The organism is Metabacillus sp. SLBN-84, from assembly GCF_053629595.1.
The window spans coordinates 3,815,441-3,835,938 of record NZ_JBRJIP010000001.1 but is presented as its reverse complement, the minus strand read 5'-3'; the positions used below and the strand labels follow the sequence as shown (position 1 = coordinate 3,835,938).

The 20,498-nt window shown below is 44.8% G+C and carries 19 protein-coding genes; 17 read left to right on the top strand and 2 right to left on the bottom strand.

The annotated features are described in order from the left end of the window. Positions 1 to 35: 35 nt before the first annotated feature. The 5 genes from RKD52_RS19335 (at position 36) to RKD52_RS19315 (ending at position 4,655) form a co-directional block, all read left to right on the top strand. The gene (locus RKD52_RS19335; RefSeq protein ID WP_454100983.1) at positions 36 to 1,208 is read left to right on the top strand and encodes an ABC transporter substrate-binding protein; all 1,173 of its coding nucleotides are present in this window, start codon (positions 36 to 38) and stop codon (positions 1,206 to 1,208) included. 130 nt (positions 1,209 to 1,338) lie between these two features. Continuing rightward, a complete protein-coding gene (locus RKD52_RS19330; RefSeq protein WP_369735203.1) occupies positions 1,339 to 2,217 on the top strand; it encodes a branched-chain amino acid ABC transporter permease in 879 nt (292 codons plus the stop codon). A gap of 2 nt (positions 2,218 to 2,219) precedes the next feature. Further along, positions 2,220 to 3,194: a branched-chain amino acid ABC transporter permease gene (locus tag RKD52_RS19325; protein WP_454100982.1), complete on the top strand. Its 975-nt coding sequence runs from the start codon at positions 2,220 to 2,222 to the stop codon at positions 3,192 to 3,194. Beyond that, positions 3,169 to 3,948 (top strand): ABC transporter ATP-binding protein, encoded by a 780-nt coding sequence (locus tag RKD52_RS19320; RefSeq protein ID WP_454100981.1) that lies wholly within the window; start codon positions 3,169 to 3,171, stop codon positions 3,946 to 3,948. The genes RKD52_RS19325 and RKD52_RS19320 overlap by 26 nt, the downstream gene beginning before the upstream one ends. After that, positions 3,948 to 4,655 carry an ABC transporter ATP-binding protein gene (locus RKD52_RS19315; RefSeq protein WP_369735199.1) on the top strand — a complete coding sequence of 236 codons (708 nt, stop codon included), beginning with the start codon at positions 3,948 to 3,950 and terminating at the stop codon, positions 4,653 to 4,655. The genes RKD52_RS19320 and RKD52_RS19315 overlap by 1 nt, the downstream gene beginning before the upstream one ends. Before the next feature lie 73 nt (positions 4,656 to 4,728). Here RKD52_RS19315 and RKD52_RS19310 read toward each other — a convergent pair whose 3' ends face one another. Next, positions 4,729 to 5,934, bottom strand: a complete 1,206-nt coding sequence (locus tag RKD52_RS19310; protein ID WP_454100980.1) for an MFS transporter — start codon at positions 5,932 to 5,934, stop codon at positions 4,729 to 4,731. A gap of 215 nt (positions 5,935 to 6,149) precedes the next feature. On the opposite strand from RKD52_RS19310, the gene RKD52_RS19305 reads away from it, so the two are divergent. The 4 genes from RKD52_RS19305 (at position 6,150) to RKD52_RS19290 (ending at position 9,789) form a co-directional block, all read left to right on the top strand. Further along, the gene (locus RKD52_RS19305; protein WP_029567156.1) at positions 6,150 to 6,482 is read left to right on the top strand and encodes a DUF485 domain-containing protein; all 333 of its coding nucleotides are present in this window, start codon (positions 6,150 to 6,152) and stop codon (positions 6,480 to 6,482) included. A gap of 15 nt (positions 6,483 to 6,497) precedes the next feature. Then, positions 6,498 to 8,024, top strand: a complete 1,527-nt coding sequence (locus tag RKD52_RS19300) for a solute symporter family protein (protein WP_454100979.1) — start codon at positions 6,498 to 6,500, stop codon at positions 8,022 to 8,024. A gap of 210 nt (positions 8,025 to 8,234) precedes the next feature. Continuing rightward, the gene (locus RKD52_RS19295) at positions 8,235 to 8,762 is read left to right on the top strand and encodes an RNA polymerase sigma factor (protein WP_454100978.1); all 528 of its coding nucleotides are present in this window, start codon (positions 8,235 to 8,237) and stop codon (positions 8,760 to 8,762) included. Beyond that, a complete protein-coding gene (locus RKD52_RS19290; protein ID WP_454100977.1) occupies positions 8,755 to 9,789 on the top strand; it encodes a DUF4179 domain-containing protein in 1,035 nt (344 codons plus the stop codon). The genes RKD52_RS19295 and RKD52_RS19290 overlap by 8 nt, the downstream gene beginning before the upstream one ends. A 108-nt stretch (positions 9,790 to 9,897) precedes the next feature. Here the strand turns inward: RKD52_RS19290 and RKD52_RS19285 are convergent, their stop codons facing one another. Further along, positions 9,898 to 10,086 carry a hypothetical protein gene (locus RKD52_RS19285; protein WP_369735190.1) on the bottom strand — a complete coding sequence of 63 codons (189 nt, stop codon included), beginning with the start codon at positions 10,084 to 10,086 and terminating at the stop codon, positions 9,898 to 9,900. 202 nt (positions 10,087 to 10,288) lie between these two features. Here RKD52_RS19285 and RKD52_RS19280 point away from each other — a divergent pair, with 202 nt between their 5' ends. The 8 genes from RKD52_RS19280 (at position 10,289) to RKD52_RS19245 (ending at position 20,385) form a co-directional block, all read left to right on the top strand. After that, on the top strand, positions 10,289 to 11,542 hold the full coding sequence (locus RKD52_RS19280) for an ATP-binding protein (RefSeq protein ID WP_454100976.1): 1,254 nt from the start codon (positions 10,289 to 10,291) through the stop codon (positions 11,540 to 11,542). A gap of 107 nt (positions 11,543 to 11,649) precedes the next feature. Then, the gene (locus tag RKD52_RS19275) at positions 11,650 to 13,725 is read left to right on the top strand and encodes a carbon starvation CstA family protein (RefSeq protein WP_454100975.1); all 2,076 of its coding nucleotides are present in this window, start codon (positions 11,650 to 11,652) and stop codon (positions 13,723 to 13,725) included. Next, complete coding sequence (locus RKD52_RS19270; RefSeq protein WP_369735186.1) at positions 13,718 to 13,921, top strand: YbdD/YjiX family protein; 204 nt, start codon at positions 13,718 to 13,720, stop codon at positions 13,919 to 13,921. The genes RKD52_RS19275 and RKD52_RS19270 overlap by 8 nt, the downstream gene beginning before the upstream one ends. 104 nt (positions 13,922 to 14,025) lie before the next feature. Next, complete coding sequence (locus RKD52_RS19265) at positions 14,026 to 16,305, top strand: helicase C-terminal domain-containing protein (RefSeq protein ID WP_454100974.1); 2,280 nt, start codon at positions 14,026 to 14,028, stop codon at positions 16,303 to 16,305. 218 nt (positions 16,306 to 16,523) lie between these two features. Continuing rightward, positions 16,524 to 17,693 carry an endonuclease gene (locus tag RKD52_RS19260; RefSeq protein ID WP_454101271.1) on the top strand — a complete coding sequence of 390 codons (1,170 nt, stop codon included), beginning with the start codon at positions 16,524 to 16,526 and terminating at the stop codon, positions 17,691 to 17,693. Between the two features lie 130 nt (positions 17,694 to 17,823). Further along, positions 17,824 to 18,438, top strand: a complete 615-nt coding sequence (locus RKD52_RS19255; RefSeq protein ID WP_454100973.1) for a flavodoxin family protein — start codon at positions 17,824 to 17,826, stop codon at positions 18,436 to 18,438. 13 nt (positions 18,439 to 18,451) lie between these two features. Beyond that, entirely contained in the window at positions 18,452 to 18,850 is a 399-nt protein-coding gene (locus tag RKD52_RS19250) for a VOC family protein (protein WP_454100972.1), read from the top strand. 110 nt (positions 18,851 to 18,960) lie between these two features. Next, positions 18,961 to 20,385, top strand: a complete 1,425-nt coding sequence (locus tag RKD52_RS19245) for an SLC13 family permease (protein ID WP_282034352.1) — start codon at positions 18,961 to 18,963, stop codon at positions 20,383 to 20,385. Positions 20,386 to 20,498 lie beyond the last annotated feature (113 nt).

Genomic DNA, 20,498 nt, shown 5'->3' with positions numbered 1-20,498 from the left:
GGATGGAAAACAGAATCGGAAAATGGGGGATACAAATGAAGAAAAGACGACTTGCTGCAGTGTTTATGTCACTTATGCTTTCTGCTGGAGTGCTGGCAGGATGCGGGGCCAAGAGTACCGGTTCAACGGGCGGGGATACAATTAAAATTGGCGCAAACCTCGAATTGTCAGGGGGAGTAGCGTCCTACGGACAATCAATTTCTGAAGGTCTCGAACTTGCGCTGGAAGAAATAAACAAAGAAGGCATTGACGGAAAGAAGATTGAGCTTATCGAATTTGATAACAAATCAGACGCAGCAGAAGCAACAAGCGGGGCTATTAAACTCGTAAGCAAAGATAAAGTAGCGGCAATTATTGGTGCTGCAACAAGCACAAATACACTTGCCCAAGTGCAAATTGCCGAAAAAAACAAAGTGCCTTTAATTACACCGACTGGAACGAATCCAACGATAACGAATACAGACGGCAAAGTAAATGATTTTGTATTCCGTACTTGTTTCATCGATCCATTTCAGGGAACAGTAGCAGCAAACTTTGCAACGGGAGATCTGTCAGTTAAAAATGCGGCTGTCCTTATAGACAGTTCAAGTGACTATGCGAAGGGACTTGCCAATTCTTTCAAAGAATCCTTTGAGAAAAATGGAGGAGAAATTGTCTCTGAGGAAGCGTATGTAGCGAAAGATACTGATTTCCGCGCAACTCTGACAAGAATTAAATCAGCAAATCCTGAATTTATTTTCCTGCCGGGTTATTACGAAGAAGTAGGACTCATAGTGAAACAGGCACGCGAGATTGGACTGGATGTTCCTTTCATGGGAGGAGACGGATGGGACTCTCCTAAACTTATTGAAATTGCCGGTGGAGATGCTTTAGAAAATACGTTTATTACAAATCACTACTCTTCAGGCGATCCTGATAAGAAGATTCAGGATTTTGTAAAAGCTTTCAAAGCGAAATACAAAGATAAATCACCTGATGCCTTTAATGCACTTGGCTATGACACGGGTTATTTCCTGGCTGATGCCATTAAACGTGCAGGAGGAGCTGACCCTGAGAAGCTTCAAAAAGCACTTGAAGAAACGAAGGATCTAGCTTTGGTGTCCGGGAATCTGACACTCGATAAGCTGCATGATCCGGTTAAATCCGCTGCTATTCTTGAATATAAAGGCGGAGAGCAGACGTTTAAAACGAACGTAGATCCAGAGTGATTTCAAAAGGAACAGGGGCAATCCCCCCTGTTCTGCATTTGTTATCCTATTGAAGGAGGCATGACTGACTGGTTTATGCTTCTAATAGACTGCCATACAAAATAATAGACTTTCAGAGGAGAAAGAAACGATGGAAATTTTTCAGCAGATAGTCAATGGAATATCTCTGGGCAGTATATATGCTTTAATAGCACTTGGCTACACGATGGTGTACGGAATTGTGAAACTGATCAATTTTGCCCATGGGGATGTCTTTATGATAGGAGCCTTTGTAGGGTTTTATTCCATTACTATATTGGAACTTGGTTTTTTTCCTGCGTTAATTATATCTATGGCCGTATGTGCATTAATTGGGGTGTTAATTGAGAGAATTGCTTATAAACCTTTGAGAAATGCGACCAGAATTGCGGCGCTTATCACGGCCATCGGAGTTTCCCTCCTCATTGAGTACGGGGTTATCTATGTGAGAGGTGCACAGCCGGAAGCGTATCCGGGAACTGTTCTTCCTGCTGAAAGCATTTCTATTTTTGGGGCGACGATCAGCAGTCAGTCATTATTCATTCTGGGCATCTCTGTAGGGCTTATGATCCTGCTTCAATTCATTGTTCATAAAACAAAGATCGGCAAAGCAATGCGTGCTGTTTCACATGATGCAGATGCCGCACGGCTCATGGGAATCAACGTAGACAATACGATTTCTGCTACTTTTGCAATCGGTTCGGCTTTAGCCGGAGCCGCCGGAGTCATATTTGGAACCTACTATATAAAAATTGAACCGCTTATGGGAATTATTCCTGGATTAAAGGCCTTTGTTGCGGCCGTTTTGGGAGGCATCGGCATCATTCCGGGTGCGATGATCGGCGGACTGCTGCTTGGTGTCATTGAATCACTTGTCAGTGCTATGGGTTATTCATTATGGCGCGACGGCGTGGCCTTTATTGTTCTCATTCTTATACTCATCTTCCGTCCATCAGGGCTGTTCGGCAAAAATGTAAGGGAGAAGGTGTGAGGATGGGTGTATTAAAACAATCAAAAGGTTTCTGGTCAGCAATGGGAGCTGCACTTGCCATATATGTAGTTGGACAGGTTTTAATTTCCGGAGGATTTTTGGATATCTATCTTGCAAACGCCTTGTACTTCATAGCGATTAACATTATTTTGGCAGCGAGTCTGCACTTAATTATTGGCATAACAGGTCAATTTTCAATTGGACATGCAGGTTTCTTAGCCGTAGGAGCATACGCGTCAGCGATTATGACAATGAAGTTTGAACTTCCTTTTTCAGCAGCGCTGATTGCTGGCGGACTCGCTGCAGCAGCTGCCGGATTACTAATTGGTATTCCGAGCCTGCGTCTAAAGGGAGACTACCTGGCTATTGCTACACTTGGTTTTGGAGAAATTGTCCGGATTACCTTCTTGAACATTGATTATGTCGGAGGAGCAAGCGGTATGCAGGTTACAAACCTGACCACCTGGCCATGGGTATTCGGGTGCTTGGTTATTACAATACTCTCAATTGTGAATTTTACAAATTCTACACACGGCAGAGCTTGTATTTCCATTCGTGAAAACGAGATAGCAGCGGATGCTATGGGCATTAATACAACCTACTATAAAGTAGCGGCATTTGTCATCGGATCATTTTTTGCCGGAATTGCCGGCGGACTGTATGCGCATAATTTTTATATCATTCAGCCTACAAACTTCGGCTTTTTAAAGTCGTTTGATATTCTGATTTTCGTTGTTCTTGGAGGATTGGGCAGTTTGTCCGGAGCTGTGCTTGCTGCCATTCTGCTTACAATCGTTTCTACTTTCCTTCAGGAATACCCTGAGACCAGGATGATCATCTACAGCCTTGTCCTTATTGTAATGATGATTTATCGTCCGCAGGGCCTGATGGGAACAAAGGAATTAACATCTTTCTTTAAAAACCGCAACGGCATCAAGGGAGGTACAGGACATGACAGTAAAAACACCGTTGCTTAATGTGAAGAACTTGGGCATGAAATTCGGAGGGCTTAAAGCTCTGTCAGGGGTGGACATTGAACTGAAAAAAGGAGAGCTTGCCGGGTTAATCGGTCCGAACGGGGCCGGAAAAACTACTTTCTTTAATCTTCTGACCGGTGTTTATGTCCCTACAGAAGGAACCCTCATGCTTGAAGGTCAGAAACTCAATGGTCTAGTGCCCTATAAAATTACAAAGAAAGGGATCAGCAGGACCTTTCAGAATATCCGCCTGTTCAATGATTTATCGGTTTTGGACAATGTCAAGGTAGCCTATCATTCCCATGCCCGGCATTCAATCGCAAGCTCCATTCTCAGGTTGCCGTCCCATTTTAAAGGTGAACGGGAAATGGAGGATAAAGCCGTCGAATTCTTGAAGATATTCAGGCTTGAGAAGTTCATGCATGAAAAAGCCAAAAACCTTCCATACGGGCAGCAGCGCAGGCTTGAAATTGCACGGGCGCTTGCAGCAAGTCCAAAGCTCCTCCTTCTGGATGAACCTGCCGCAGGCATGAATCCGCAGGAAACAGAAGAATTAATGAATTTGATTGCCTTTATAAGAGAGAAATTTGATTTAACGGTATTGTTGATTGAACACGATATGCCGCTGGTAATGGGGGTTTGTGAACAGATCTATGTTCTTGACCATGGCCAGCTGATTGCACAGGGAAAACCTGAGGAGATAAGAAACAATCCAAAAGTCATCGAGGCGTATCTTGGAGAGGAGGTTTCCTGATGCTTAAACTGAATGATATCAATGTTTTTTACGGAAACATTCAGGCGATTAAGGGTGTATCGATTGAGATTAAAGAGGGGGAGATTGTCACTCTCATTGGTGCTAACGGGGCTGGAAAAAGCACTCTTTTAAAAACCATATCCGGCCTTCTGAAGCCAAAGCAGGGAGAGGTCATTTTTCAGGGAAAATCAATTGGGGGGAAGGCTGCTCAGCTGATTGTCAAGGAAGGTCTTTCTCATGTTCCTGAGGGACGCCGCGTTTTCTCCAATATGACGGTAGAGGAAAACCTGGAGCTTGGGGCATATCTTAGAAAAGATAAAGAGGAAATCAAAAAGGATTTTGAAAAGGTATATGAACTTTTTCCAAGACTTCTTGAAAGGAAAAAGCAGCAGGCAGGCACTCTTTCAGGGGGGGAACAGCAAATGCTTGCAATGGGGAGGGCGCTGATGGCCCGCCCAAAGCTTCTTCTGCTTGATGAGCCGTCAATGGGACTTGCTCCATTACTGGTCAAGACCATATTCAGAATCATTGAAGAAATAAATAAAACAGGCACCACAATTTTATTGGTGGAGCAGAACGCCAATATGGCATTATCCATAGCTCACCGCGTGTATGTTATAGAAACAGGCAAAGTGGTCCTGTCGGGAACAGCCGATGAATTGCAGTCAAGTGAACAGCTGAAGCTTGCTTACCTGGGAGGCCATTAATTATAAAAAAACCTCTGCATGCCGCGCAGGAGTCTGATTCATTCAAGACTGTCTGCGGGCATACAGAGGTTTTTTAAGTAAGTATTTTTGCTTTCGTTTCTTTTCCAAGCACCAAAACAGCAAGGACGCCAATCATAATGGAGGCGCAGAAAATAGTGAAGATGGACGTAATAGATGCTTCGGCAGCTACTAAGTAGCCGACAAGAAGCGGTCCGAGTATGCCGCCGATCCTTCCAAACGATGCCGCCATTCCTGCACCGGTTCCTCTTACAGCAGTCGGATACTGCTCTGGAGTGTAGGCATATAGGGCACCCCATGCTCCCAGGTTGAAGAATGATAGAAAAATTCCCGACGTAAGCAGGAGCGCAAGTGATTCAGCTGTTCCAAAGAAATACGCGCTTATGGCCGTTCCCGTAAGATACGTGGTCAGCACAAATTTACGTCCGAATTTTTCAATAAACCAGGCAGCCGTAAAATAGCCCGGAAGCTGTGCAAGGGTCATAATCAGCACATACTGAAAGCTCTTGATCAGGCTGAATCCCTTCAGCACCATGACGCTTGGAAGCCAAAGGAACATGCCGTAATAAGAGAAGACGACACAGAACCATAAGATCCAAAGCATGGTCGTCTGACGGACATATTGTTTTGACCAGACCGTTTTCATATTTTCAAGCACAGAAGGCCGCTGTTCTTTCTTTATGGCAAGGAATTGCGGAGAATCAGGAAGCTTCAGCCGCAGGTAAAGCGCGTAAAACGCAGGCAGTGCACTTAACAGAAGCGCCGTTTGCCAGCCGTACGATGGTATAACAAAGTAAGAAATAAGGGCAGCAATCAGCCAGCCTGCAGCCCAGAAGCTTTCAAGCAGGACGACAATTCTTCCTCTTTTTTCAGGTGCAACACTTTCCGACACAAGCGTAGATGCCACAGGAAGTTCTCCGCCAAGCCCCATGCCGACAAAAAACCGCAGGATCAAAAAGGCAGTAAGAGTCGTTGTGAAGGCAGACAAACCGCTGCCGATTGAGAAAAGAAGCAAAGTAATAATAAAAACCTGTTTCCGCCCGATTTTATCTGAAAGCAATCCGAAAACGAGGGCACCTGCGGCCATTCCGATCGAATTCATGCTCCCGATCCAGGCCATTTCCTTTACACTGAGTCCCCAGTCAGACTGAAGAGCCGCAATAATAAACGACAGCATGCCGACATCCATTGCATCAAACAGCCACCCGAGTCCGGCGATGCCGAGCAATTTCTTGGTCGGAAGGGATTGGTTCTTCTCCATAATATCCTCCTGTAAAAAAACGTAATTCAGTAATCCTTTTTATTTTAGTCTACCTGGCCGAGATTATCTATCTTTGTATGATTCGAAAGATGCTAATTTTAAAAGTTTAGATTTCAGAATTTACATACTTTTCAGGTAACTATATAATGAGAGTGTGAAATTATGGAAAGAAAGGAAGGTTAATGGTCAGATTGTAACCTGAGGAGGAATGTAGCGTGAACGATGGAAAAAAACAAGTTAAAGCGGCCCCGTCTGCAGTCGATTACACAAAAATTGTTCAGTCCGAATCTTTTCAGAAGCTGCTTCAAGCCAAACGGAGTTTTATTCTGCCGATGACCTTATTCTTTTTGGCGTTTTATTTTACACTGCCGGTCCTTACTGCGTATTCCGATGTTTTAAATCAGCCGGCAGCAGGACCCGTCAGCTGGGCATGGGTATTCGCATTTGCACAGTTTATCATGACGTGGGCTCTTTGTATGATGTACTCCCGCAAAGCTAGAAAATTTGACGAGATCGTAGAAACAATCAAATCAGAGTCAACTAGGTAAGGAGGAAACTGAACCATGAATATGCTGGCATTCTCCCTCTTTTTAGGGATCGTCATTATGACCTTATTCATTACTTATTTTGCCTCAAAACGCACGAAGACAACCAGTGATTTTTATACAGCAGACAGCAGTCTCACCGGTTTTCAGAATGGACTTGCTATAGCAGGAGACTACATGTCTGCAGCGTCTTTTTTAGGAATCGCAGGAATGATAGCGCTTTCTGGTTTTGACGGCTTCTTTTACAGTATTGGTTTTCTTGTGGCATATCTTGTCGTGTTGTACATAATTGCTGAGCCGCTCCGCAATTTGGGCAAGTATACGATGGCGGATATGATCGCAGCAAGGTTTAACAACAGCAAGGTCCGCGGTGTTGCAGCCCTTAACACCATTTCCATATCAATTTTTTATATGATTGCGCAGCTGGTAGGTGCAGGCGGCCTCATTCATCTCCTGCTTGGCATCGATTATGTGTACTCTGTACTGATTGTAGGAACGCTGATGACGATTTACGTAGTATTCGGCGGGATGACAGCAACGAGCTGGGTTCAGATTGTTAAAGCCGTTCTGCTGATGATTGGGACGTTTATTATTTCAGTTATAGTATTTGCAAAATTTGATTTCAGCATTGCGAAAATGTTTTCTGAGATGCAGACAGCTACTCCGCTTGGAGAGAGCTTCCTGAATCCGGGGAACAAATTTACAAATCCTCTTGATACGATTTCCCTGAATCTGGCGCTTGTCCTGGGTACTGCTGGCCTTCCGCATATTCTGATTCGCTTTTTTACGGTAAAGGATGCGATTACGGCCAGGAAATCAGTTGTGTATGCGACATGGATTATCGGCGCTTTTTATGTGATGACGGTCTTTCTTGGTTTTGGCGCTGCGGCGTTTGTCGGCTATGACAATATTGTCGCTGCAAATGCGGCAGGTAACATGGCGGCACCGCTTCTCGCTGAAGCGATCGGCGGAGACTTCCTGTTTGCATTCGTATCAGCTGTTGCCTTTGCGACAATCCTTGCAGTAGTGGCGGGGCTTGTGCTCTCAGCTGCTTCCGCTTTTGCCCATGATTTTTACAGTCATATTCTCCGCCGCGGAGAGGCAGCAGAGAAAGAGCAGGTCGTGGCAGCAAGATGGGCTTCCATCGGTGTAGCTGTACTGTCCATTCTTCTGGCTCTCTTTGCTCAAAACATGAATGTCGCTTTCCTCGTTGCGCTTGCCTTTGCGGTTGCTGCAAGTGCGAACCTTCCAATTTTAGTGCTGACTATTTTCTGGAGGAAGTTTAACACAGCAGGTGCAGTAACAGGAATGCTGACAGGCCTTTTAAGCTCTTTGTTTCTTGTTGCCATCAGTCCCAACGTATGGTCGCCTGAAGGAGCTGCGATCTTAACGGGAGAGCCGCTGTTCAGCCTCTCAAACCCTGGCATTGTGTCCATACCGCTTGGATTTTTAGGAGCATACATTGGAACCATTGTGTCGAGCAAAAAAGAAGATGCAAAGAAATTTGATGAAATTCTTGTAAAAGCGAATACGGGAATGAAATAATACAGAACAATGAAAAGGCGGCAGCCCTTCAATTATGGAGGGGCTGCCGCCTTTTTTTGGTATTCTATCATAGAGCTGTTTCATGGATCTGTAATATTGTGAAGGCAAGAGTATCTATATTTAACCGGTCCATTCATTTTATGCAACCATTTGAGGTGCTTTCCTATCTAATCTATTGAAAAACAAAATAACCGTCAGGGGGGTGGCTGAATGGGGTCACTGAAAGCTTTAGTAAAAAAGGCGAAAAAGGGAGACGGCGAAGCCTTTGTTCTGCTTGTCAGGCAATACGAAGATGTCTTGTACAGAACAGCCAGAAGATTATTAACCAACGATGAAGATGCGGCGGATGCTATGCAGGATGCGATTCTATCGGCATATGAAAAACTACATACGTTAAAAAACGATGAATACTTCAATACCTGGATCTGCAAAATCCTGATCAATACGTGCAACAGCCAGCTGAAAAAGAATAAAGCCGTTCCGGTTCTTCATGATCATCTGCTTCCCGCAGAAAAAAATAACGGCTACGTAAAGCTGGAATTAGAAGATGCACTGAACAGTTTAAACGAAGTCTACAGGATGGCACTTATTTTATATTACATTGTCGGATTGAATGTGAAAGAAATCAGTGAATTTTTAAAAGAGCCGGAAGGGACGATTAAATCAAGACTGTCCAGAGCGAAATCAATCTTGAGAACGACTTATTATAAAACCGAAGGAGTGATTGGGTATGAATGATCATTTCGAGAATGAAATGAACCGGGTGATGAATAAAGAAAAAGAGATACCTGTTAAAGTGAGGCAATCTTTAGAGCAGTCCTACGATTTAATCCGGGTCAAATCAAAGAAGAAAAAAGCCCGCTATATTTGGAAACAGGCTGCTGCAGCAGCATGCGCTCTACTTATTACAGGTGCTGTGCTTTCCAATGAACATGTAATGGCTGGTGTGAACGAGTTCTTTGCCTTTTCGGACAAAGGGATCGAGCAAGCTGTCAATAAAGGTTTTGTACAGGAAAATACGAGTGCAGCAGCCGATCAGAACATAACGATCGTTCTTGCCGGACAATTCTCGGACAAAAATAAAGCAGGAATGAGCTTTCAGCTGACTTTTGAAGATCCTTCGATTCTGGATCGTGCACAAGAAGTAACGATGGATTACCGGGTGAAAAACGGAGATGGCGAATATATCGCAGAATTTATTCCGGATACAAAGGTTTTGAAAGGAACCGGCAGTCATCTATCCCTTTCTGATTCACAAAATTCCCTGATGAATAAAGAAACGGGGCATATTCAGTACGATGTCATCCTTGAATCCCATAAAGGGCAGATGCCAGCCTTAAAAGGGGCTTATGTAGAAATAGAAAGCGTCAATGTCTTCTACGGAACAGATGAAATGAAGAAAATTGACGGCAAGTGGGAACTTTCTGCGGCGGACAGCAATAAGATGAGTGCTGATTCAGTGGTTCAATATGAAGTGGAGGGCAAGTCATCTGCGATTCATGTGTCTAAAGCCGAGGCGAACCCAACTTCATTAAATCTGATCTTTTCACTAGAAGGGGAACATGAGGATGAAAACCTGTTTGCGCACCGCACGAAATTGATCGATGAAGAAGGAAATGAATACATGGCGGACGGCTTCAGCATGAACAGGCAAAACAACAAAACCGTTATCTCTGCAAACTATCCCATTACTTCTTTTAACCAGTCAGGCAAGCTTAAACTGATTGTCGGGGAAATCGGAGAAGCAGACCTGAAAAGAAAATAGACAGGAAAAATTCCGGATCATCTTTCTTTCCGCAAGATGGTTCCGGAATTTTTTTTGTGTTCACATTTGTAACAAGTGAGATTCCAATGAAGCGGCTCTCCGCCTGAGTCACTCTTCACTTGAAGATCGATTTTTCGTTTTATGCTTATTCTTCTCATCTTCTGCATTGAGTTTCAGTTCCTCAAGCGGGACGGGATCTGTGTTCAAATCATTTTTCTGCTCAAGAATGGTCTTTCCGTCCCGTCCGGGAATTTGTTCGGGGTTGTCCTGTTTCAGCTTTTCTTTGCGTTCAGTCAAGATCATCACCTCCATGTCCTAAAAATACCTGTTACAGAGGGGATTGAAACCTTAATTAAACGTTTGTTTAACCGTTTTATCCAGCAAATTCAAGAAGTACAGCCCAAAATAAAAAAAGAAATGCGCCTGTGAAAAAGGAAAGGAGTTTTGCGGTTTTTGTCGAATAACACAATACTACATAAAAATAATTGGGGAAATTACGATGCTTGCAGAGAAACTTACGCTCCACATTTTGATTGTGCTGGTTCCTGTCCTTATTTATTCTGTCTTTTTTGAAAACAGGCGTATGGTCAATTCTCCTTATTTTTCAGGAATTCTATACGGGGCAGCGTCTTTTTTGTGCATGATTTTTGCTTACTATGAATATGGCCTTTATTGGGATTTGCGCTATGTTCCCATGGTGCTTGCCCTGCTGTACGGAGGACCTGCTGCAGGCCTGATCGTGTTCGGCTTTATTCTTGCTGCAAGAACATACCTTGGGGGAGATGCTCTTTTGTATGGTTATTTGAGCGCATGTCTGGCTTTAATCATCCCCTTCCTGTTTTCAAAGCGCTTCAGAAAATATAAGCCTAAGAAGCGGGTGCAATTGTCCATCATTATTAGTTTCTGGCCAACCATGATCCAGCTTTCCATTCTGCTTGCATACTTGGTCGCAAGCGGCATGGCAGCCGGAAATAAGCTTTTCTTCTACGTTTTTATCTTCAGCATCCTCCAGGTGATGGCGATCGGTGTATCCTCTAAGGTGCTTGAAGCAGGGATTGAACGCAAGATGATGAAGCATGAAATCATCCGTACGGAAAAATTAACGACGATAGGCGAACTCGCTGCATCAATCGCACATGAAGTCAGAAACCCGCTGACAGTTGTTAAAGGATTCCTGCAGCTGATGGGTAAAAATCATAAAAACGATGAACAGTACATGTCCCTGATCATGAGTGAACTTGGAAGGGCAGAAAGTATTCTTACTGACTACCTGAATTTCGCTAAACCTAAGCTTAAGCAGATCGAGGAATTTCAGCTTTCAGATCTGATCATGGAAGTTATTCAGCTGCTGCACCCCCTGGCAGTGAAGCACGGTGTCCGGCTTTCTTATCAGCTGAACCCGGGGCTTTATATTGAAACAGACCGAAGCCAGCTGAAGCAGGCGTTTGTTAATCTGCTCAAAAATGCAATTGAAGCCACACCGGCAGGCGGAAGCGTCAGGGCTCAGCTGTATTCAAAAAAGATGAACGCCATTACAGTTATAACGGATACAGGGAAAGGAATGAACGCCGAGCAGCTTTCTAAAATCGGGACCGTTTTTTATTCCACAAAAGATGAAGGCACCGGACTTGGCACCACGGTGTCAATCCGGATCATTGAAACGATGAAAGGCAGAGTGGCTTATAAGAGTGAGGTCGGACTGGGCACTGAGGTAACAATGATTCTGCCGCTGAAAAAGTTGAAAAACAAATAAAGCCCCGTATGCTGGCATGCGGGGTAAAAACAGGCAAAAAGATATTTAAAAATTCTGAAAAGAATCTGTATAATAGAGCTTGTACATAAATGAAAGGGTGAATAAAAATGAAAGCGCTTAAGTCAATCGTGATTTGGGGAATTGTTTCTGCTTTGGGGGCTGCAGGATTCGGGGTAATTGCTCTCAATCAGGGAGAAAGCATCAATGCCATTTGGCTGCTCGTGGCAGCCGTTTGTTCATACGCTGTCGCCTACCGGTTTTACAGCAGATTTATCGCAAAAAAAGTGTTTGAGCTTGATGATAAGCGCGAAACACCTGCAGAAACGCATAATGACGGAAAAGATTATGTGCCGACAAACAAATGGGTGCTGTTTGGCCACCATTTTGCGGCGATTGCCGGAGCAGGGCCGCTTGTAGGGCCGATTCTTGCCGCGCAAATGGGGTATTTACCGGGAACAATCTGGATCATCGTCGGGGTTATTCTTGCAGGAGCTGTCCAGGACTTTATCATCCTGTTCGGATCCATGCGCCGCAAAGGAAAATCATTAGGGGAAATGATTAAAGAAGAAATTGGTCCAATAACGGGAATCATTGCGATGATTGGAATTCTTGGCATTATGATTATTCTTTTAGCTGTTCTTGCTCTCGTTGTTGTAAAAGCGCTCGTTGGAAGTCCGTGGGGCATGTTTACAATTGCCGCAACCATTCCGATCGCCATTTTCATGGGGATTTATATGAGATATATCCGTCCGGGAAGAGTAGGGGAAGGGTCTATTATCGGAGTGATCCTGCTGCTTTTGTCAATCTATTACGGACAGCATGTGGCAGAAACACCGGAGCTTGCCAAGATGTTTACATTCAGCGGCGAAACAATTGCCATTCTTATGATCGGATACGGGTTCATTGCCTCTGTTCTGCCTGTTTGGCTCCTGCTTGCACCGAGGGACTACCTCAGCACGTTTTTAAAGATTGGCACCATCCTGGGCCTTGCTGTAGGAATTATTGTGGTGGCACCTGATCTGCAGATGCCGTCCGTGACTCCTTTCATAGATGGCACAGGGCCTGTATTTGCCGGGAATCTGTTTCCCTTCCTGTTTATTACCATCGCATGCGGAGCTGTGTCCGGTTTCCACGCACTTGTTTCTTCAGGAACGACTCCGAAAATGATAGAAAGAGAGTCACACGCCCGTCCAATCGGATACGGTGCCATGCTGACTGAGTCATTTGTAGCCGTTATGGCCATGATTGCTGCATGTGTGCTGACGCCGGGTATATATTTTGCCATCAACAGTCCCCCTGCTTTAATTGGAACAGACGCCGTTCAGGCTGCGTCCGTCGTTTCAAGCTGGGGATTCACAATCACACCTGATGATTTAACGGGACTAGCTGATGATGTGGGAGAAGAGACCGTTCTCTCAAGAACAGGCGGTGCGCCGACTCTTGCTATTGGCATGGCCTATATTTTTTCAGAAGTCATCGGCGGAAAGGCACTCATGGCCTTCTGGTATCATTTTGCCATTCTGTTTGAAGCATTGTTCATCCTTACAACCATTGACGCAGGCACGCGTGTCGGCAGATTTATGATTCAGGATCTCCTTGGACACGTGTATAAGCCGCTTGCAAGAACTGATTTCCTGCCTGCCAACATTTTAGCTACAGCCCTCTGTGTGCTTGGGTGGGGATACTTCCTTTATCAAGGAGTCATAGACCCGCTTGGGGGAATCAATACACTGTGGCCGCTGTTTGGAATTGCAAACCAGATGCTTGCGGGAATTGCGCTGCTTCTTGGAACAACCATCCTGTTCAAAATGGGCAAGAAAGCATATGTCTGGGTGACGCTCATACCGACTACATGGATTCTGATCGTCACAATGACAGCGGGCTGGCAAAAGCTTTTTCATGAAAATCCCAAGATTGGATTCCTTTCACATGCCGAACTGTTCAAAGGTGCTCTGGATAAAGGCGAGGTGCTGGCACCTGCTGCAAATGCAAGTCAGATGAAACAGGTGCTGATTAACGATTATGTCGATGCAGCACTATGTGCCATTTTCATGATTGTCGTCATTGCCGTCCTCATAGCTGCTGTCCGCATCTGGATACAGGTGTTGACCAATAAAAAAACGACCCTCCATGAGGCTCCGTATATTACAAGGTCTGATGGAGGAGTGAGCACCCATGTTTAAAAAACTGACGGAAATGCTGGCACTGCGAAAACAGTTTATCAGTTTAATCGCAGGGGTTCCAAGCTATGAAAAATATGTTGAGCACATGACAAAGCATCATCCGGATCAGCCGGTTCAATCGAGAAAAGAGTTTTTCTGCGAAGCCCAGGATGCCCGCTATAATGCAAAGGGAGGAAAAGTGTCGCGCTGCTGCTGATTGATAAAAACCGTTCATCTTCTTGATGGGCGGTTTTTTCATTCATCCTTTGCTAAACGGGCGCTTCCGCTTTTAGGGTGCTAAAATAAAGTCAGGTGATAAAAATGAGAGAAATTCGAATTTCAGTCCGCTCCCTTGCTGAGTATGTTTTCCGGGCCGGAAGCATTGATGCACGGTTCCGGACATCAGCGACGATGACAGAAGGGACAAAAGCCCACCAGGCCATTCAGAAAACATATGGAGAGCTCGACCAGAGCGAAGTCATGCTGAAAACGAGTGTAACCCATAAAGAAATTGCGTTTCTGCTAGAAGGAAGATGCGACGGTCTGCTTTTGTCAGAGGAAATTCCCGTCATTGATGAAATTAAATCAACCTCACGGGATCTTTCAGACATAGAAGAAGACGCGTATCCCGTCCACTGGGCACAGGCTAAATGCTATGCATACATGCTTGCCGAAGACCGCGGACTTGAAGCTGTATGCGTTCAGCTGACATATGTCAGTGTGAAGTCAGGTGAACAGGTTCGCTTCAGAAAACCATTTTCTGCAGAAGAATTGAGCTCGTTTATGGAAGGTTTAATCAGCGCCTATTATCCGTACGCCGAGGCAAGAGCGGAGCATCTTGAAAAAAGAAATACTTCCGTCAAAGCGTCTGAATTCCCGTTTCAAACATACAGAGAAGGTCAAAGGAAGCTTGCCGGAACGGTGTATAAAGCCATCGATGATAAAACAGATCTGTTTGCACAGGCTTCAACCGGAATCGGAAAAACCATCTCCACCATCTTTCCTGCTGTCAAAGCGATAGGTGAAGGCAAGCTCGATACGTTTTATTATTTAACCGCCAAAACGATTACCCGAAAGGCAGCAGAAGACACTCTGGCTTTTATGGAGAGCAATGGCCTTCACGTGAACAGCGTAACGATAACAGCTAAAGACAAGGTCTGTTTAAAAGAAGAAACACGGTGCCAAAAAGAGTACTGCGAGTATGCAAATGGCTACTATGACAGAATTAACGGGGCTGTTCTCGATATTCTTAAAAATGAAACAAGGATGACTGCCGATGTCATCCATCACTACGCACAAAAGCATACAGTGTGCCCATTTGAATTCTCACTGGATCTCTCCAATACGGCAGATGCCATCATATGTGACTATAATTATGTGTTTGATCCGCGCGTTTCTCTTAAAAGGTTTTTTGATGAGCAAAAGAAAGGGACAGCGCTTCTAATTGACGAGGCCCACAATCTCGTTGACAGAGGAAGAGCGATGTTTTCTGCGGCGCTTAAAAAATCTGATTTTCTGCAGCTGAAACGGGAATTTAAAACGAAAAACCAAGGTGTCTTTGAAAACACAAAAAAAATAAATGATTACTTTATCGCCCAAAAGAAGCAGCCTGAACAGCTGATGAAGGATAGACCTGAAGAGCTGATTGAAATGCTTCAGCCCTTTTCGGAAGAGGCGGAAAGAGAGCTATTGTCAGGGAATGCCTCAGAACTTCTGCTTGATGTTTATTTTCAAGTGCAGGCCTTTCTTAAGATCTCAAACCTGTATGATGAACGCTTCGTCACGATTGCAGAAGCAGACAAAAAAGATGCAGTCATTAAGCTAGTTTGCCTTGATCCGTCGTTTCTCCTGCAGCAGGTGAAAAAACCGTACCGTTCAAGCATCCATTTCTCTGCGACGCTCTCTCCGCTTTCTTTTTATATGGATATGCTGGGAGGCACATCGGAAGATTATCAGGTTAAGATTCCGTCTCCGTTTGCAAAGGAAAACCTGGAAGTCTATATCATGCCGATCTCTACAAGGTACCACGACAGGGAAAGAAGCCGCATGCCGATTGCCTTCATGATGAAGCAGTTGCTTGAGGAGAGGAGCGGAAACTATCTGGTTTTTTTCCCTTCCTATGCCTACATGAAAGAAGTTTACGAGACGTTTGAGGAACTGGACCTACCTATTAAAACGATGCTGCAGCACGCGCACATGACAGAAGCTGAAAGGGAGGCGTTTTTGTACGCTTTTCAGGAAGAAAGCAGCGAAACCCTGATTGGGTTCGCCGTTATGGGCGGCGTCTTTTCAGAGGGAGTGGATTTAATCGGCAACAGGCTGAACGGAGTGATTGTGGTGGGTGTCGGGCTCCCGCAGATCGGGTTTGAGCGGAATGTCATGAAGGAGTATTTTCAGCAGTCAGGCAGAAATGGATTTGATTATGCCTACGTTTATCCGGGGATGAACAAGGTTCTTCAGGCAGGAGGAAGGCTGATCAGGTCTGAGGATGATACCGGCACCATTGTGCTTGTCGATGACAGGTTTCTGACTGAGAAATATCAGGCTCTTCTCCCGAATGAATGGAGCAGCTTTTATCTTTTGAACAAGCCATTTATATAGGAAAGAAAGATGCACATGCAGCCGGGTGCATCTTTTTTCTGTGCTGAAAGATTCAGGCTCTCATAGTCTCATTCTCTCATCTTTCCAAAAACGGCAGGAATCTGACGTAAATTTACAAAATCATCATAAATAGTTAATAAATTCATAGTATTCTCATTTAGTAATCAATTATTAAGGAGGAAAAAACGTTGCTTAAAAATAAGCCTGCCATTTTACTAATGAAGCTAGTCATGCTTCTAGTCCTGTTTATCCCTGTTCTGCAGACGACTCCAACACAAGTTCATGCTGCAGACGGTTCGCTGACAAATCCCTACTCGGTAGCAGAAGCAAATGCCAATCAAAACGGCACGGTCAAATCGGTCAAAGGTTATGTTGTCGGACAGCCGACCGGGACAAATACCGTCATTACAAGCAATTATCCGAACAATTATGCACTTGCACTTGCTGATTCTCCAACTGAAACAAGCACATCCAAAATGATTTATGTACAAATTCCGTCCTCGTTCCGCTCACAATTTGGTTTGATGACGAATTCTTCTTTAAAAGGAACTCAAATTAAAGTTACAGGCAAACTGGCTGCTTATTTTTCGCACAGCGGTGTAACCAGCACGACTGCGATGGAGAAAATCTCAGGAGGCGGCACACAGCCTGACCCAGATCCAGATCCAGATCCAGATCCGGGAACGGAGCCTTCCCCTTATGATGATACGTACTATCAAACAGCAATCGGCAAAACGGGCTCTTCTTTAAAATCAGCGCTTCATAATATTATCGATGATCATAGAGAACTCTCTTATGACAACGTTTGGGATGCCTTGAGAAATACAGATGAAGACCCGAATAACCCGAACAATGTCATTCTTCTGTATACAGGCCGCTCACAAGGTGAATTCACAAACGGCGGCAATGTAAACGATTGGAACAGAGAGCATGTCTGGGCGAAATCACATGGCGATTTCGGAACGGCTATGGGTCCAGGAACAGATATTCATCATCTGCGGCCTACTGATGTAAGTGTCAACAGCTCAAGAGGAAACAAAGACTTTGATATGGGCGGCACACAGCATTCAGAAGCAATTGGCAACTATACGGATTCTGATTCATGGGAGCCGAGAGATGCTGTTAAAGGCGATGTGGCAAGGATGCTGTTTTACATGGCCGTCCGCTACGAGGGAGACAGCGGCGAAGTGGACCTTGAGCTGAACAACAGCGTGAACAACGGTACAGCGCCGTACCACGGGAAAATGTCTGTCCTGATTCAATGGCACAAGCAGGATCCGGTTGATGCCCGTGAAATGAGACGAAACGACATCATCTATAAAGACTATCAATATAACCGCAATCCATTTATTGATCATCCGGAATGGGTGGACGCTATTTGGAATTAATGATGAAAACCTTCCCGGTTTACGGGAAGGTTTTTTTGTTTAATAAGTCCCCATAGCAGAGCGGATATGTTTGACCCCCTTGAAAAAAAGGAAATAAACACCTATAACCACGAATAAAGGAGACGGAGATATGCTTAAAGCTCTTTATTTGAATTGTTCCTTAAAGAAAGGCAACGAGCCTTCAAACACTGAATCGCTCATGAGACAGTCTCAAAAGCATCTGGAAAACGAAGGGGTGCGAACAGAAGAACTGAGGATTTCCGATTACAATCTTGCTTTTGGAATGGCGGAGGATCTGGGCCGGGGAGATGAATGGCCGCTGATTCTTAAGAAAATCGCAGAGGCGGATATTGTTGTCATAGGGACGCCTCTCTGGCTTGGCGAAAAAAGCAGTATAGCCGCACTAGTCATGGAACGGCTTTATGCATCAAGCAGTGAAATGAATGAAAAAGGCCAGTCTATTTATTATAATAAAGTGGGCGGTGTGGCTGTTACAGGAAATGAGGACGGCGCAAAGGAAGCCTCGCGCTCCATTCTCTACGGACTGCAGCACATCGGCTTTTTGATCCCGCCGAATGCAGATGTATACTGGGTCGGCGAGGCAGGACCGGGACCTTCCTATATGGAAGCAGGAAAGGAAAATGCCTTTACAATCAAAAACACGAGAACGATGAGCATGAATCTTGTGCATCTTGCAAGGCTCCTGAATGAGCATCCGATTCCTGCGGCGGGAAATACCCTTTAACGGAGTGTGGAAAATGATTTGGAATGAGGCGATACAGCATGTGAGCCTGTCTGTAACAAATCTTCAGGCAGCGAAGCATTTTTATGAGAACGTCCTTTGTCTGACGGAAATCGACAGGCCTCCGTTTGATTCAGAGGGAGTCTGGTATAAAATCGGAAATCAGCAGCTTCACTTGCTGGTGGATGAAAACTCTCAGACACTTCGGAAACAGCATAACCTTGTCTCGACAGAAGGTCACCTGGCTCTTAGAATTGCAGATTACCAGGCTGCTGTTGAGTGGCTGGCCAAGCATCATATCGAGCTCCGTGAAGATGTCAATGGCGTCAGCGGCTTTGACCAGATTTTCCTGAATGACCCGGACGGCAATCTGATTGAACTGAATGTAGAGCAAAACAAGCAGAAAGAGGGCTGAAGCAGCCTTCTTTTTTTATGGCAAAAAACACTGGAGTTCGACATTTCCGTGGAAATAATTAAAGGGTTTTGCTGATTCCTGTAGAAATCCTGAAAATGGAGGTGGAGAAGATGAAAGTTTATACAGCGCCCAAACTGACAGGATTATTTCTTGGGCCGGCCAGTTTTTTACTCTTGTTTTTCCTAATACCCGACACAGAGCTTTCAGATGCTCCGCGTGCAGTGCTCGCAGTCACTTCATGGATTGCAATCTGGTGGATTACAGAGGCGATTCCGATACCGGCAGCTTCCCTAATGCCGCTCATTCTGCTGCCTATTACAGGGGGCCTTGATATTGATTCCGCCGCAAAGGCATATGGGAATCCAACTGTATTTATGTACATGGGCGGATTTATCATTGCCATTGCCATTGAAAAATGGAATCTTCACAAGAGAATTGCCCTGTATATCCTAAAGCTCATTGGTACTCAAAGCCACCGGATTGTTCTTGGAATGATCCTCGCTACAGCGTTTCTATCCATGTGGATTTCAAATGCAGCGACAGCCCTGATGATGCTTCCTGTTGCTCTTGCTCTTATTAAAGAAGTGAAGGCGAAGGAAATTTTAAAAGGAGAGTCCCTTCACAAATTCAGTAAATCGATACTCCTTTCAGTAGCGTACGCTGCGTCGATAGGAGGCCTGGCAACCCTTGTAGGTTCGGTACCCAATGCAGTATTCGCAGCGATGTCGCGCGAAATGCTCGATCGTGAAATTATGTTTTTTGAATGGTTCTTATTCGGGTTTCCGATTACAGTAATCCTGCTGGTCATCCTTTATTTCTATTTGACAAAGCTTCAATTCAAAGTGGATTTTGAAACCGGCAAGGAAACGGATTTTATTAAAAAAGATTTAAAAGCACTGGGCTCAATGAGTACAGAAGAAAGATGGGTTGGAGTGATCTTTTTAGCAACGGCTTTTCTTTGGATGTTTAAATTCATTCTGCCGTTTACTGTATCGGATACCGCTATAGCGATATTCGGCGCGCTTTTGCTTTTCTTGATTCCAAGCAAAAAAGGCGAAAGACTGCTTGAATGGAATGATATGAAGCAGCTGCCGTGGGGACTCCTGCTGCTTTTTGGCGGAGGGCTTTCCCTTGCAGAAGGATTTTCTGCATCGAAACTGACAGAATGGATCGGCAGCAAGCTGAATCTTTTGGAAGCGTTTCCTTATTTGCTGATCATTATTATTTTGACAGCCGCCATTTTGTTCATGACGGAAATCATGTCCAATACGGCTGTGTCCAATATGATTATTCCAATCACTGTAGGACTTGGACTTGCGATCGGGGTTGAGCCATACGGTCTGATGGCTGTTGCCGCGCTTGCTTCATCCTGTGCGTTCATGCTCCCGATCTCTACTCCTCCGAATGCCGCCGTGTTCGGTGCTGATGTGCTGAAGATATCGGATATGGTCCGGGCAGGCTTCTGGATGAATATTGTATGTATTGTCATCATTGTTTTAGGCGTCTATTTTTGGCTGCCGGTTGTTATTAAGTGAAGGAAAGGAGGGTGCCGCGGGCGCTCTTCTTTTTGCGTGAAGCAAATCTGCTTTTTTTCTCCCCCGGCCTGCTGTACAATGAAAGGAATGAAATCTTGAATAAGGGCGGAGTT